We start from the raw sequence: 13,859 nt of genomic DNA on the forward strand, positions 1-13,859 counted from the left end.
ACCCCCGACAGGAGTCAGCGACGACGGCCGCGACCGCCGCGACCGACGACCGCTGCCTCGGCGACCGCGAGCAGCGCTGCGATCCAGAGCTGGCCGAGCGCGAACCGGCGTCGACGGGGATCGGCGACGGCCAACGGCACCATCGTCGCACCGTGCAGGGCGTCCACGACCGCGCTCAGGGTGTGCGCGTTGCCGGACCCGGCCCGCGCGACGAGGGTGGCCTGTGCGACCTGCCGGACCCCGAGCACGCCGTGCAGCACCGCCTGGTCGTACCCTCGGGCCGCACGGCTCAGGTGCCACAGGCCGAGGCCGGCGCGGGCCAACTCGACGACGGCTGCCCCGTTCACGGCAGACGACCGGCGGCTCATCGTCGGCGTCCCGCGACGAGTGCAGCGGCCCCGGCGGCACCGAGCACGGCCCCGATGATGCCGTTGCCGACCCGGCGGTGCTCCACCCACCAGGTCTGCGGCGACCACGCGTGCGCTGACTCGTCGAAGACCCCGTGCGCACCGTGGTCGCCCGGCACCGGCTCGTACAGGTTGTCCCGCATCTCGAGGCCGTCCTTGTCGGGTGCCTGCTGCCCGTCCACCAGGGTCTTGGCGGCGTACCAGTCGGCGAAGCGCCCGCTGATCCGGTTGCCGAGGATCGTGTAGACGGTGGACTCGCCCACCCAGGTGCGGCTCCGCGGCCGCTCGGCCACGGCGGCGATGGCCCGGGCACCGACCTCGGGCTGGTAGATCGGGGCGACCGGCTGCGGGTGGTGCGGCAGCTTCGACTTCACCCACTGGAACTGGATCGTGTTGAGCGCCGGCATGTCCACGCGGGACACCTTGACCTTGCTGCCCTGTTCGCGCAGTTCGGAGACGACGGACTCGGTGAACCCGACGATCGCGTGCTTCGCACCGCAGTACGCGGCCTGCAGGGGGATCCCGCGGAACCCGAGCGCCGAACCGACCTGGATCACGTGCCCACGACCGCGGGGGACCATCCGCGACAGCGCCGACCGGGTGCCGTTCACGAAGCCGAGGTAGGTCACGTGCAGCGCCCGCTCGAAGTCCTCCGGTGCGGTGTCGAGGAACTTCCCGAACACTCCGACCATCACGCCGTTCACCCACAGGTCGATCGGTCCGAGCTCCCGCTCGACCCGGTCGGCCGCGGCCTCGACGGCGTCGCGGTCGGAGACGTCGGCGACCAGGGCCAGCCCGCGTCGCCCGGCGGCCTCGACCTCGGCGACCGCCGCGTCGACGCCCTCCTGCCCGCGGGCCAGGACGGCCACGTCCCACCCCCGTGCGGCGAGCTCCCGGACCGTCGCCCGTCCCAGTCCTGCGGATCCACCGGTCACCACTGCCACTCGAGTCATGGCTCCCTTGTACCTGCGGCCGACCGTGCACCACTCAGCCGCTGTCCCCCGAAGTTGCCGTTCCGAACGACGCACGCACCGATCGGACATCATGGCCAGGTGGAGACCCGAGACCCCGATACCGACGACGCCGCAGAGGAGGCGCCGCCCGGTTGGGAGCTCAACACACCGACCCGGCCGCTCGAGGTCTGGCTGTACCCGGTCCTCGCCCTGCTCCTCGCCGCCGCGCACGTCGCCCTCGGCATCGCCTTCGGTGGTGCGTTGGCGCTCGTCGTCGGGGTGTCCGCCGCGGTGGTGACGACCGTCGGTGCCGTTGCCCTGTTCGTGACGGGTCGGCACGCGTACGACGAGCAGAACCGCGACGCCTCGTGGCGGTGCCACGTCACGCGTGTGCTCGTCGGCGCATCGGCCGCCACCGTCGTCGCCCTGACGACCACCCTGGTCGGGTCCCGGATCGGCATCTTGGTCGGGGTGGGCGCTGCGGTGATGCTGTACACGACCGCACGCGCGGTACCCCGGCTCGACCACATCGTGGCCGCGTGGGCTGCAGCGGTCGTCGCCGTCGCGTGCGCGGCACTCGCCGTCACCGGACTCACGGTGGAGAGCGTGCCGGAGTCCCTGCGGGCCGCCTGGATCGCCGGTGGCGTCACGGCACTGTTCTCGGCGCTGCTGGCCGTCCACCAGTTCCGGGCAGCGGCCCGGGCCCGCGAGACCAGCCGGAGTCCCGCCCTCAGCGCCCCCGACCGAACCGCGTCGTGACCCCCGGCGAGTAGAGCACCGAGTCCGGCTCGAGCTCGGTCAGCCCGAAGGGCAACCCGGCGGCCCCGACCAGGTCGTCCCGCAGCGACACCACCGAGGCCCGGTGCAACGGCCACGACTCGTGCTCGTTCGGCCAGAACCGCGTCCGCCCCGCCCGGTGCACGTGCATGCCCCACCGCGCCGTCAGGAACGTCTCGAGCGGCCCCGGCTCGTCGAGTACCTCGCCCACGCGCACGTCGAGCATCGACCGCAGGTGGGTGCCGTGCCGACGCATCGCGTACCCCACGCGGCCGTCACCGCTGCGCGACTCCGCGATCGCCCACCGGTACGGCAGGCCGGTCGCGACGCGTGCGCCGATGGTCGGCAGGAGCTTGCCGGCGTCGAGCGACAGGAACACGACCCCGCGCCGCCCCTGCTCGTCGACCGTGTAGACGCGGACGTTCAGCTCGACGAAGTCGCCGATGCTCCCGGTCGAGAACGGCGGGAACCGGGTGTCCTCGAACCGGAACGCGATGAGGCCCACCCAGGTGGTCACCCCGTCGTCGGTGCCGTCGAGTGCCATCGTGTCGGGCCGGGTGCCGGCCGGCAGCAACGGGGCCACCGCCGACACGTCGACGCGCCAGTGCACGAAGACGACGTCGAGCCAGTCCTGCGAGATCCAGGGGCGGCCCGGCAGGGCGGGGGCGACGGCCTGGAGGCTCGGAGCGCTCTGGGCGGGTCGGGTGTCGGTCACGATGTGGTCGCCTCCGGTTCGATGTGGGCTGCGACGGGTGCGTCGTCCCACCCCTGCTGCGGGGTGTCGCAGGTGCCGCGGAACACGTACTGCGAGGGACGCTTCCGCTCGCTCGACGTCCAGTCGATGGCCGGCCGTCGTCGTTCCGGGGGCAGGTACCCGATCCGGTAGACGGCCATCAGCTCGAGCGACTCGGGGACGCGGAGCAGTCCCTCGATCTCCTCCCACGCGCCGGGGGTCTCCATCGGGAAGGACACGAACTGGATCCCCAGGCCGAGCTCGGTCGTCGCGAGCCAGATGTTCTCCATCGCCGCGCCCATGCTGAACACCGAGTAGAAGCCGGACAGCTCCTCCTTCCGGTACTCGTGGCGGTCGAGCATCACGCCGAGCAGCAGCGGCGACCCGGCGACGAGCTTCCGGTTCTCCTCACCCAGGGTCTGCGGCACCCGGAGCGTGTTCATGAGCAGCTGCCCGCGCTTCGTGAACACCTGCTTCGTGAACGGCCGCAGCGGCCCGGGGAGCTTGTCGAACAGCATGCCGTCGCGTCGCTCGTCCATCTCGGCCTTCGAGAACCGGAAGTACGGCTTGTACCGCTCGAAGAACGTGCCCTCGGCCATCGTGCGGGTCATCGAGCTGCCGCTGATCTCGGCGACGCGGTCGATCGTCCGGCGTTCCTCGATCAGCACGAAGCGCCACGGCTGGCTGTTGAGCTGCGACGGTGCCCGGCCGGCGAGCTCCATGAGCAGCCGCTGGTGCTCGTCCGACACCGGGTCGGGCAGGAACGGCCCGTTCGTCGTGCGTCGTCGTCGGATGGCCTCGAACAGCTCCACTGCTCACCTCTCTGATCGCCTGCGTGCGAGCACGGCCCCCAGGTAGGACGGTGCGGCGGCGACCGCGACCCTCCAGTGTGCTCCGGAGCGCGGGTTCGTGCGTGGAGCGACCGCCAGGGGCACGAGTGCCGGCAGCAGGAACAGTGCGGTGCGGTCGCGCGTCCACACGGGGGTGGTCGCGGCGACGCCGGTCAGGGTGGCGGTCACGACGAACAGCCCGTGGTGCACGACACGGAGCTTCTTCGTGCGGATCAGCCGCACGGCGACCGCGGTGCCCCACAGGCAGTTCGCGACGTAGGCGACGCTCGCAGCGGTGACCAGCTGCCGGCCCGGGCGCGATCCCGTGGGTGCCGAGCCGCGCCTCCAGACCGTCTTCCGTCCCATGAGTGGGACGTTACGCGGTCTCTCGACTGACGAGCTTGGAGAGCACGATCGCGGAGCGGGTGTGGTCGACCTGGGGTGCGAGGCGGACCTTGTCGAGCGCCTCTTCGAGCGCGGACAGGTCCTTCGAGCGCATGTGCACGACGGCGTCGGCGCTGCCGGTGACCGTGCCGGCGTCGATGACCTCGGGGACGGTGTCGAGCAGGGCACGCAGCTCGTCGGGCGAGACGGTGCCGCGGCAGTAGAGCTCGACCCAGGCCTCGGTGCCGCGGTCCTCGACGGCGGGGTCGACCTTGATCGTGAAGCCCTGGATGACGCCGTCACCGACCAGCCGGTCGACGCGGCGCTTGACGGCCGAGGCCGAGAGTCCGACCACCGACCCGATGTCGCCGTAGCCGGCGCGGGCGTTGTCCCGGAGCTGATCCAGGATGCGGTGGTCGAGCGTATCCATTTGTCCCTATCGTACGCGGACTTGTTGCGAGCCCGGTGGGTCTCGCGCACGAAACGTGCGTCACCCGAACGGGTGCCACGGTCCCGCAGGCGGGGGACTGCACTCGTCGGACGGTTCATGCCAGACTTCGGAGTGGCGTCGACCTGGTCCGCTGCGGTGAGTGAGCCTGCATCTCACCGGAGCTCTTCCCCTCGTTCCGTTTCGGTTCCTGGCAGGCTCGGGCCCCGGTCCCTTCCAGGAGGACTGATGTCGAACACCGCACCCGCCCCCGAGTCCGTCGCCACCCCGGCCCGTGTCGCCACCAAGCGCACGATCCTGATGTGCAAGCCGGACTTCTACACCGTGAGCTACCGGATCAACCCGTGGATGCACCCGGAGGAGCCGACCGACACGTCGAAGGCCGTCGAGCAGTGGGAGTCGCTCGTCGCGGTCTACGAGCAGCTCGGCTTCGATATCTCGTACATCGACCCCATCGACGGCCTGCCGGACATGGTCTACGCGGCCAACGGCGGCTTCGTCCTCGACGGCATCGCGTACGGCGCGAAGTTCCAGTACCCGGAGCGCCAGCCCGAGGGCCCCGCCTACATGGACTGGTTCCGCCAGGCGGGCCTGACCGTCGCCGAGCCGGAGCAGACCAACGAGGGCGAGGGTGACTTCCTGCTCATCGGGGACACCATCTTCGCCGGCACCGGGTTCCGGTCGGACAGCACCTCGCACGACGAGCTCGCGAAGATCTACGGCCGCGAGGTCGTCACGCTCAAGCTCATCAACCCGAGCTTCTACCACCTCGACACCGCCATCGCCGTGCTCGACCCCGAGCCCTCCGTCGACGGGACGAGCAACATCGCCTACCTGGAGAGTGCCTTCGACGAGCCGTCGCTGGCGATCCTGCGCGAGCGCTTCCCGGACGCGATCATCGCGACCGAAGAAGACGCCGCGATCCTCGGCCTGAACTCGTACTCCGACGGGTACAACGTCGTGATCGCCGCCCGGGCGACCACGTTCGCGTCGCAGCTGAAGGAGAAGGGCTACAACCCGATCGGCGTCGACCTCTCCGAGCTGCTGCTCGGCGGTGGCGGCGTGAAGTGCTGCACCCTCGACCTGCACCCGGTCGGCACCGGCACCTCGGTCGCGCGTTCGCTCGGGGTCAGCTGATGTCGGCGGCAGCGTCGCTCGGGGTCAACACCGCGGCGGCGCTCGCCGTCGAGGACCGCGCCCTCGCGCACAACTACAGCCCGCTGCCCGTCGTCATCGCGTCGGGTGCCGGAGCGACCGTCACCGACGTCGACGGCAAGCAGTACCTGGACGGCCTCGCCGCGTACTCGGCGGTGAACTTCGGCCACGGCAACCCGCGGCTGCTCGACGCCGCACGGGCGCAGCTCGACCGCGTGACGCTGACCAGCCGGGCATTCGTCAACGACCAGCTCGGGCCGTTCGCGGCAGCACTGGCGGCGTTGACGGAGACCGAGATGGTCCTGCCGATGAACACCGGTGCCGAGGCCGTCGAGTCCGCGATCAAGGTGTCCCGCGCCTGGGGCTACCGCGTCAAGGGCGTGCCGGCCGAGCGGGCGACGATCATCGTGGCGTCCGGCAACTTCCACGGCCGCACGACGACGATCATCTCGTTCTCCGACGACCCCTCGGCCCATGATGACTTCGGGCCGTACACACCGGGGTTCCGCACGGTGCCGTACGGCGACGCTGCGGCTCTGCGCGAGGCGATGGACGAGACCGTCGTCGCCGTGCTGCTCGAACCGATCCAGGGCGAGGGTGGCGTGGTCATCCCGCCGGAGTCCTACCTTCCTGACGTCCGCGCAGTCTGCGACGAGTTCGGTGCGCTGTTCATCGCCGACGAGATCCAGTCCGGCCTCGGTCGCACGGGGCACACGCTCGCGGTGCAGCGCGTCGGGGTGCGTCCCGACCTCATCACGCTCGGCAAGGCCCTCGGCGGGGGCATCGTGCCGGTGTCCGCGGTGGTGGGCTCGCGCGATGTCCTGGGCGTCCTGCGTCCCGGCGAGCACGGGTCGACCTTCGGCGGCAACCCGCTCGCCGCAGCCGTCGGCGCCGAGGTCGTGGCGATGCTCGGGGAGGGCACGTTCCAGCAGCGGGCACTCGACGGCGAACCGCTGTTGCGCGGCCTGCTCGACGACCTGCTCGGCAAGGGTGTCGTCTCGCACCGGGTCGCCGGACTCTGGGCGGGGATCGACATCGACCCCGCGCTCGGCACCGGCAAGGCGATCGCGAAGGACCTCGCCGACCGCGGGCTCCTGGTGAAGGACACCCACGGGTCGACGATCCGCTTCGCGCCGCCCCTGGTCGTCACCGACGACGAGGTGCGCTTCGCGATCGGAACCCTGGCTGACGTCCTGACGGCGCGCGCCTGATCCGATCCGCAAGACACCGGTGTTCGCGCGTTGAACCCCCGCATCCCGCGGTGCGGAGCGCGAACACCGGTGTCTCGCGAGCGCCGCCGCGGCTCACACCGCCCAGCGGGCCGCCAGCTCGTCCATCAGGGCATCGAGCCGCTCGTCGACGACCTGCTCCTCGGGGTGCGCCTCGTACCAGGCGATGACCTCGCGCACACCCTGCCGGTAGGTCGTGCGCGGCCGGTACCACGGCACGAGCGACCGGACCTTGCTGTTGTCGAACACCGAGCTGTTCGCCTTGTCGCCGAGCAGCGCCGCGCCCCACTCCGCGTCCGCGGCGGCGATGGCATCCGCCGGCACGTGCACGATCCGCAGGTCCTCGACTCCGGCCGCCGCCGCGATCTCGTGCGCGATGGCGTTCCAGGTCGGCGCCTCGTCGCTCGTGATCGTGAAGGGCTCACCGATCGCCTCGGCCCGGTCGAGCAGTCCGGTGAACCCGACCGCGAAGTCACGGCTGTGGGTCAGGGTCCACAGCGAGGTGCCGTCGCCGGTGATGATGATCGGCTTGCCGGCGCGCATCCGAGCGACAGCGGTCCACCCGCCGGTCAGCGGCAGCTTCGTCTCGTCGTAGGTGTGCGACGGCCGCACGATCGTCACCGGGAAGTCCTGCTCCCTGTACGCCTCCATCAGCAGTTCCTCGCACGCGATCTTGTCGCGTGAGTACTGCCAGTACGGGTTCTTCAGCGGTGTCGACTCCGTGATCGGCAGGTGCGTCGCCGGCGTCTGGTACGCCGAGGCCGAGCTGATGAACACGTACTGCCGCGTCCGCCCCGCGAAGAAGTCGACGTCGGCCTGCACCTGGTCCGGCGTGAAGGCGATCCAGTTCACGACCACGTCGAAGCGCTGGTCGCCGAGTGCGTCCGCCAGTGCGCTGCGGTCCGACACGTCGGCCTGGAGGCGCGTCACACCCTCCGGGATCGGCCTGCCCCCGGTGGTCCCCCGGTTGAGCACGGTCACGTCGAACCCCTGCTCGACGGCTTCCCGGACGCAGGCGGCGCTGATGACGCCGCTCCCGCCGATGAACAACACGCTCGCTCCGGTCATGGATGCTCCCTCGCTTCCGGCGACACCGCTCTGTGCCGCAACCCTTTCGATCCTGCCCCTCAGATGCTGGGTCGGGCATCGAGCACCGTGCCGAGCATCGTCACGTCCTGTGCCCAAGCCGCGGCGCCGGGGTGCATCCATCCGAGCAGTTCGATCGCGTAGTCGTGGGACCGCCGAGTCAGCGCATCCGCTGGGCCGTGTGGGAACGCGCGGTGGAGTGCTGGTGCCACAAGGCCGTCGGGTAGCGAGACCCGAACAGGTACCGCCAGAACCCGAAGCTCAGTTCGGCGACGACTCGCCCGTGCACCTCTGCTCGTTTCCCCCCTCGCGTGGCACGCCTTCGCGCGACGACCAGATCGTTCTTGCCTTGTGCGTCGAGGGGAACGACGTCGAGCCAGGATGAGCCCGGGCGACGAGCAGTTGCCCAAGCGCGGAGCTGCAGGTCTGCAGCGTTCCGCAGGCCACATCGCCGGGGTTTCGTCTTGGGCTTTCGCATCTGACACTTCAGCGTACAGGAGTCCGCTTGCTGGCCGAGTGCTCCTGGGGGCGGCGCGACTACCGTCACGGTTCGGGTCGCACCGACGCGCCCCACGACAGGAGTGACACGCACATGGAGTACCGCTACCTCGGCAACTCGGGCCTCAAGGTCTCCGAGATCACCTACGGCAATTGGCTCACCCACGCCTCCCAGGTCGAGAACGACGCGGCGATCGCCTGCGTCAAGGCCGCCCTCGAGGTCGGCATCTCGACGTTCGACACCGCCGACGTCTACGCCAACACCGGCGCGGAGACGGTCCTCGGCGAAGCGCTCAAGGGGGAGCGGCGCCAGTCCCTCGAGATCGCCACGAAGGTCTTCGGACCGACGGGTCCGAAGGGCCACAACGACACCGGGCTGTCCCGCAAGCACATCCTCGAGTCGATCGACGGCTCGCTGCAGCGGCTGCAGACGGACTACGTCGACCTGTACCAGGCGCACCGCTACGACCACGAGACCCCGCTCGAAGAGACGATGCAGGCCTTCGCGGACATCGTGCGCCAGGGCAAGGTCCTGTACGTCGGCGTCAGCGAGTGGACCGCGGACCAGCTGCGTGCGGGTGCTGCGCTCGCGAAGGACCTCGGCTTCCAGCTCATCTCGAACCAGCCGCAGTACTCGGCGCTCTGGCGGGTCATCGAGGACGAGGTCGTCCCCACCTCGAAGGAACTCGGCATCTCGCAGATCGTCTGGTCCCCGATTGCCCAGGGTGTGCTCACCGGCAAGTACAAGCCGGGCCAGCCGCTGCCCGAGGGTTCCCGCGCGACCGACGACAAGGGTGGCGCGGACATGATCAAGCGGTTCATGCGCGACGAGGTGCTGTCCTCGGTGCAGGAGCTGCAGCCGGTCGCCGACGAGCTCAACCTGTCGATGGCGCAGCTCGCGGTCGCCTGGGTCCTGCAGAACGAGAACGTCGCCTCGGCGATCATCGGGGCCTCGCGTCCGGAGCAGGTGCACGACAACGCGGGCGCTGCCGGCGTCACGATCCCGGCGGAGCTCATGTCGCGGATCGACGATGCCCTGGGCGCCGTGGTCGAGCGCGACCCCGCGAAGACGAACGACAGCAGCCCGAAGACCCGCGAGGCCTAGCCGAAGAAGCCGACGTGCGGAGGCGACCCGTGCCTCCAGGCCGTCGTCGACCCGGCGCAAACGCGAGCCGCACAACGAAAGTCACCCGGAGCTGCGCTGCTGCGTGGTTTCGGGTGACTTTGGTTGTGCACGGCGATCAACGCCACACCGCTCAGACAACGGAAAAGGCCCCCTGCCGAAGCAGGGGGCCTTCACCGGTGGCTGGACACGGCATCGATCCGTGGACCTTTCGATTTTCAGTCGAACGCTCTACCAACTGAGCTATCCAGCCGTGGCGACCCTGACGGGACTTGAACCCGCGACCTCCGCCGTGACAGGGCGGCACGCTAACCAGCTGCGCTACAGGGCCATGTTGTGTTGTGGGTACTGCGTGTTGTGTCTTGCTGTGGTGTTGTTCAGTACTACTTGCTCGCTCACTCAAGGAGTGACCCCAACGGGATTCGAACCCGTGCTGCCGCCGTGAAAGGGCGGTGTCCTAGGCCACTAAACGATAGGGCCGCAAGCAGTGCATCGCGCTACCGATGGACAAGCATACGGATGCCCCCCGGGTTTCACAAATCCGACCCCGCCAACCGTGCATCCCCGGCGTGTCGCGCCGTCAGCGCACGGGTCTCCGATGCTGTCGGTGCGAGCATCGTCGGCGGCCGCACCCCTCGTCCGAGGGGCTGTCGAGCCTGCGACCCGTGTTGTTACTGTTGCACTTGTTAACAGTGTTACGTGCGTGAGCCTTGCCGCGCTGTTACGAAATCGAGATACATGTCGACCTCCACTCCCTTTTCCCTCCGCACCCGCAGCCGCCTGATCGCCGCCGCGGTCGCCGTCGCGCTCACGGCCGGTACGCTCGCGGCCCTCGCCCCGACGTCGTCCGCCAGCGCTGCGAGCTACCCCAGCTGGGACGAGGTGGAGCAGGCGAGGTCGTCGACCAGCGCCCAGCAGGCCAAGGTCAGCGAGATCAAGTCGCTCATCTCGTCGCTGAAGAGCGAGGCGGCTGCCAAGCAGAAGGCCGCGCAGGCCGCGGGCGAGGCGTACCAGGCCGCGCAGGGCAAGTACGACGAGGCGACGCTCAAGCAGAAGTCGCTGCAGTCCCAGGCCGACGAGGCCGAACAGACCGCCGCGCGGTCCGAAGCGCAGGCCGGTCAGCTCGCCGCGCAGCTCGGTCGGGCCAGCGCCAACGACGTGACGACCGACATCCTCACGCACCCGTCCGATTCCGGCGACCTGCTCTACGAACTCGGCGCGATGTCGAAGCTCAGCGAGCAATCCGAGGGCATCTACGCGCAGGCCTCGCAGGACCGCGGTGTGGCCCAGGGCCTCGCCGACAAGGCCGACCGCGCCAAGCAGGCCCTCGGGGACCTCGCCGACGCAGCACAGTCGAAGATGCAGCAGGCCCAGGGTGCCGCCGACGCCGCACAGACCGCGGTGGACGCCCAGAACGACAACGAGTCCCGGCTCGAGGCGCAGCTGACCGCCCTCACCTCGAAGCAGCGCGGCGTCGAGGCCGACTACCGCAAGGGCGTCGCCGCCGAGAAGGCACGCCAGGCCCGGCTCGCCGCAGCCGCCGCGAAGGCAGCAGCCAAGGCGGCGGCGACCAGCCAGGGCGGCACGGGCGGCGGCACCGCGAACGCGTCCGGGTGGGTCCGACCCGCCGGCGGGTACCAGACCAGTCCCTACGGCTACCGCGTCGACCCCTACACGCACGTCAGCGCCCTGCATGCCGGCGTCGACCTGGCCCCGGCCTGCTACGCCCCGATCTACGCGGCACACGACGGCACCGTCACCTTCGCCGGCAACGGTGGCGGGTACGGCAACGAGGTCATCCTCGACAACGGCGGGGGCATCTCCACCGCCTACGGCCACGTCGTCGACGGCGGGATCATGGTCACCGCCGGCCAGCACGTCACCGCGGGGCAGCAGATCGCCAAGATCGGCTCGACCGGCTGGTCGACCGGGTGCCACCTCCACTTCGAGACCCGGATCAACGGCGCTGCCGTCGACCCGGTCCCCTTCATGGCAGCGCGGGGGATCTCGGTATGAGCATCAGCGCCGCCAGAACGAGTCGTTCCACGTCATGACCACCTCCGCTCGCTCGTTCTCCTGCGGGATCGCGACCATCGCCGTGCTCGGTATCGGCCTGTCGGTCGTCATCGCCGGACCGGCCCAGGCCGCGCCGTCGGGTCCGTCCTGGGACGACGTCAAGGCCGCCAAGTCCAACGCGGCCGATGCCCAGCAGACGGTCGATGAGCTGAGCGACCGGCTCGGCACGCTGCAGGACGCCGCCGACCAGGCCGGTGTCGCCGAGCAGCAGGCCGGGCAGGCGTACGCCCTGGCGGCGTCGCAGCAGCAGGAGGCCGAGGACACCCTCGCCGACCTGTCCGCGCAGTCGAAGCGTGCGAAGGACCGGGCGGACGACTCGGCCGGCCAGGTCGCCGGGCTCGTGGTCGAGCTGTCCCGCACGGGCGGCGGTGACCTGTCGACGACGATGCTCATGGACTCGTCGGACTCGAAGGACCTGCTCTACCGCGTCGGCACGATGTCGCACCTGTCCGAGCGCTCCGCGACCGTCCTGGCCGAGGCACGCGCCGACCAGAAGACCGTCGAGTCCCTGGCGGCCCAGCAGTCCGCTGCCGAGAAGGCCCTGAGCAAGGCGACCGAGGCGACGAAGACCACCTTCGCGACGGCCAACGACGTGGCCGCAGGCGCCCAGGCCCGGGTGCAGAAGGAACAGGACCAGCAGGCCGAGGTGCTGCGCCAGCTCGCGTACCTGAAGGGCACGAGCGTCGCGACCGAGACCGCGTACTGGAGCGCGCAGCAGGCGAAGGCCGCCGCGGCCGCCATCGCCAAGCAGACGGGCGACGCCGGCACCGGGAACGCCACCGGCGGGGGCACGAGCGGGGGCAACACCGGCAACACCGGCAGCACCGGCGGCACCGGCAGCACCGGCGGCGGGACCTCCACCCCGGCCGTCCCGAGCACGCCGTCCAAGCCGAGCACCCCGTCGAACCCCGGCACCCCCGCGAAGCCGAGCACCCCGAGCAAGCCGAGCACCCCCAGCACGCCGAGCAAGCCGGCACCCGCCCCGGCACCTGCTCCCGCGCCAGCCCCTGCCCCCGCACCGGCCCCGAGCAGCCCCTCGAAGGCCGCCGGCGCGATCTCCTACGCCCGCGGTCAGCTCGGCAAGGCGTACGTCCTCGGCGGCGCCGGCCCGAACACCTGGGACTGCTCCGGCCTCGTGATGATGGCCTACAGCTCGCAGGGCATCGCGACCGGCGGCCACAACGTCGTCTGGCAGTACAACTACTTCAAGTCGATCGGCCGCCTCGTCCCGCTGTCCCAGCGCCAGCCCGGCGACATCCTGTTCTACTCGTCGAACGGCACGGCGTCGGGGGCGTACCACGACTCGATCGTGACGAGCTACGGCACGATGGTCGAGGCCGCGCGCCCCGGCGTCGGCGTCGTCGAGCGCGCGATCTGGCTGCCGAACCAGCTCATGCCGTACGTCGCCCGCCCGAGCGGTTCCCTGTAGCCCGCTCTCGGTGCCCGTTCTTTCCCAGAGCGGCTGCGGTAGCAAGCGAGATCGGGCGTACCTGCACGGATCAAAGCACCAGGTGCGCCCGTTTCCACCAGGTATGCCCCCACCAGGTGCGCCCCGCCCCGCCCCGCGCGCCCCGCGCGCCCCGTGCGCCCCGCACACCACAGAACGGCGCCCGCCCTCCGGATGGAGAGCGGGCGCCGTTCGTCGTCAGGGGATCGTCAGTGCGAGCCGGGCACGTACGCGGCCTGACCGGCCTGCACGATGCGCTCGGCCTCGGCGGCGTCGCCCCAGCCCTCGGCCTTGACCCACTTGTTCGGCTCGAGGTCCTTGTAGCGCTCGAAGAAGTGCGCGATCTCGGCCTTCGTCTGCTCCGGCACGTCCGAGATGTCCTGGATGTGTGCCCAGCGCGGGTCCTTGGCGGGGACGACGAGGACCTTCTCGTCGTTGCCGGCCTCGTCGCTCATCTTGAAGACGCCGACGGGGCGGACCTTGACGCCGACGCCGGGGAACGTCGGGAACTCGAGCAGCAGCAGCGCGTCCACGGGGTCACCGTCGTCGGCCAGGGTCTTCTCGAAGAACCCGTAGTCGGTGGGGTAGACGAACGAGGTGAACAGCACGCGGTCGAGGTAGACGCGACCGGTCTCGTGGTCCACCTCGTACTTGTTGCGGCTGCCCTTGGGGATCTCGACGACGACGTCGTACGCGGCCATGTTGCGCTCCTG

The 13,859-nt window shown here is 70.4% G+C and carries 14 protein-coding genes and 3 tRNA genes; 6 read left to right on the top strand and 11 right to left on the bottom strand.

What is annotated here, in order from left to right:
* Window positions 1–14: 14 nt before the first annotated feature.
* Together DEI85_RS00630 and DEI85_RS00635 are read right to left on the bottom strand one after the other, a co-directional pair.
* Window positions 15–347: a hypothetical protein gene (locus DEI85_RS00630; RefSeq protein WP_111124385.1), complete on the bottom strand. Its 333-nt coding sequence runs from the start codon at window positions 345–347 to the stop codon at window positions 15–17.
* Between the two features lie 17 nt (window positions 348–364).
* Window positions 365–1,360 (bottom strand): SDR family oxidoreductase, encoded by a 996-nt coding sequence (locus DEI85_RS00635; protein WP_027467045.1) that lies wholly within the window; start codon window positions 1,358–1,360, stop codon window positions 365–367.
* A 99-nt stretch (window positions 1,361–1,459) separates the two neighbouring features.
* On the opposite strand from DEI85_RS00635, the gene DEI85_RS00640 reads away from it, so the two are divergent.
* Complete coding sequence (locus tag DEI85_RS00640) at window positions 1,460–2,119, top strand: hypothetical protein (RefSeq protein WP_111124386.1); 660 nt, start codon at window positions 1,460–1,462, stop codon at window positions 2,117–2,119.
* Here DEI85_RS00640 and DEI85_RS00645 read toward each other — a convergent pair.
* Genes DEI85_RS00645 through DEI85_RS00660 form a run of 4 tightly spaced genes read right to left on the bottom strand, consistent with a single transcriptional unit; the run spans window position 2,091 to window position 4,514 of the window.
* Window positions 2,091–2,852 carry a YqjF family protein gene (locus DEI85_RS00645; protein WP_220038960.1) on the bottom strand — a complete coding sequence of 254 codons (762 nt, stop codon included), beginning with the start codon at window positions 2,850–2,852 and terminating at the stop codon, window positions 2,091–2,093. The two genes, DEI85_RS00640 and DEI85_RS00645, sit on opposite strands and share 29 nt — an antisense overlap.
* Window positions 2,849–3,682, bottom strand: a complete 834-nt coding sequence (locus tag DEI85_RS00650; RefSeq protein WP_110862870.1) for a nitroreductase family protein — start codon at window positions 3,680–3,682, stop codon at window positions 2,849–2,851. The genes DEI85_RS00645 and DEI85_RS00650 overlap by 4 nt, the downstream gene beginning before the upstream one ends.
* 3 nt (window positions 3,683–3,685) lie before the next feature.
* The gene (locus DEI85_RS00655) at window positions 3,686–4,066 is read right to left on the bottom strand and encodes a hypothetical protein (RefSeq protein ID WP_111124387.1); all 381 of its coding nucleotides are present in this window, start codon (window positions 4,064–4,066) and stop codon (window positions 3,686–3,688) included.
* A gap of 10 nt (window positions 4,067–4,076) precedes the next feature.
* A complete protein-coding gene (locus DEI85_RS00660) occupies window positions 4,077–4,514 on the bottom strand; it encodes an Lrp/AsnC family transcriptional regulator (protein ID WP_017887694.1) in 438 nt (145 codons plus the stop codon).
* A 246-nt stretch (window positions 4,515–4,760) separates the two neighbouring features.
* Here DEI85_RS00660 and ddaH point away from each other — a divergent pair, with 246 nt between their 5' ends.
* Together ddaH and rocD are read left to right on the top strand one after the other, a co-directional pair.
* Window positions 4,761–5,669 (top strand): dimethylargininase, encoded by a 909-nt coding sequence (gene ddaH, locus DEI85_RS00665; protein ID WP_110862872.1) that lies wholly within the window; start codon window positions 4,761–4,763, stop codon window positions 5,667–5,669.
* A complete protein-coding gene (gene rocD / locus DEI85_RS00670; RefSeq protein ID WP_111124388.1) occupies window positions 5,669–6,898 on the top strand; it encodes an ornithine--oxo-acid transaminase in 1,230 nt (409 codons plus the stop codon). The genes ddaH and rocD overlap by 1 nt, the downstream gene beginning before the upstream one ends.
* 93 nt (window positions 6,899–6,991) lie before the next feature.
* Here rocD and DEI85_RS00675 read toward each other — a convergent pair whose 3' ends face one another.
* Complete coding sequence (locus DEI85_RS00675; RefSeq protein ID WP_110862874.1) at window positions 6,992–7,984, bottom strand: NAD-dependent epimerase/dehydratase family protein; 993 nt, start codon at window positions 7,982–7,984, stop codon at window positions 6,992–6,994.
* A gap of 610 nt (window positions 7,985–8,594) precedes the next feature.
* Here DEI85_RS00675 and DEI85_RS00680 point away from each other — a divergent pair.
* Window positions 8,595–9,605, top strand: a complete 1,011-nt coding sequence (locus DEI85_RS00680) for an aldo/keto reductase family protein (RefSeq protein ID WP_071404504.1) — start codon at window positions 8,595–8,597, stop codon at window positions 9,603–9,605.
* 198 nt (window positions 9,606–9,803) lie between these two features.
* On the opposite strand, the gene DEI85_RS00685 is transcribed toward DEI85_RS00680, so the two are convergent.
* From DEI85_RS00685 to DEI85_RS00695, 3 genes are all read right to left on the bottom strand, one after another.
* A tRNA-Phe gene (locus DEI85_RS00685) sits at window positions 9,804–9,876 on the bottom strand.
* A 1-nt stretch (window position 9,877) separates the two neighbouring features.
* Window positions 9,878–9,954 (bottom strand) — tRNA-Asp (locus DEI85_RS00690).
* A 76-nt stretch (window positions 9,955–10,030) separates the two neighbouring features.
* Window positions 10,031–10,103, bottom strand: a tRNA-Glu gene (locus tag DEI85_RS00695).
* Window positions 10,104–10,361: 258 nt separating this feature from the next.
* Between DEI85_RS00695 and DEI85_RS00700 the strand changes: the two genes are divergently transcribed.
* Both DEI85_RS00700 and DEI85_RS00705 read left to right on the top strand, forming a co-directional pair.
* The gene (locus DEI85_RS00700) at window positions 10,362–11,639 is read left to right on the top strand and encodes a M23 family metallopeptidase (protein ID WP_111124389.1); all 1,278 of its coding nucleotides are present in this window, start codon (window positions 10,362–10,364) and stop codon (window positions 11,637–11,639) included.
* Between the two features lie 34 nt (window positions 11,640–11,673).
* The gene (locus tag DEI85_RS00705) at window positions 11,674–13,128 is read left to right on the top strand and encodes a C40 family peptidase (RefSeq protein ID WP_111124390.1); all 1,455 of its coding nucleotides are present in this window, start codon (window positions 11,674–11,676) and stop codon (window positions 13,126–13,128) included.
* A 227-nt stretch (window positions 13,129–13,355) separates the two neighbouring features.
* On the opposite strand, the gene DEI85_RS00710 is transcribed toward DEI85_RS00705, so the two are convergent.
* Window positions 13,356–13,847, bottom strand: a complete 492-nt coding sequence (locus tag DEI85_RS00710) for an inorganic diphosphatase (RefSeq protein WP_027467055.1) — start codon at window positions 13,845–13,847, stop codon at window positions 13,356–13,358.
* Window positions 13,848–13,859 lie beyond the last annotated feature (12 nt).

Origin of the sequence: Curtobacterium sp. MCBD17_026 (assembly GCF_003234895.2) — a bacterium.
Taxonomy (GTDB): Bacteria; Actinomycetota; Actinomycetes; order Actinomycetales; family Microbacteriaceae; genus Curtobacterium; species Curtobacterium flaccumfaciens.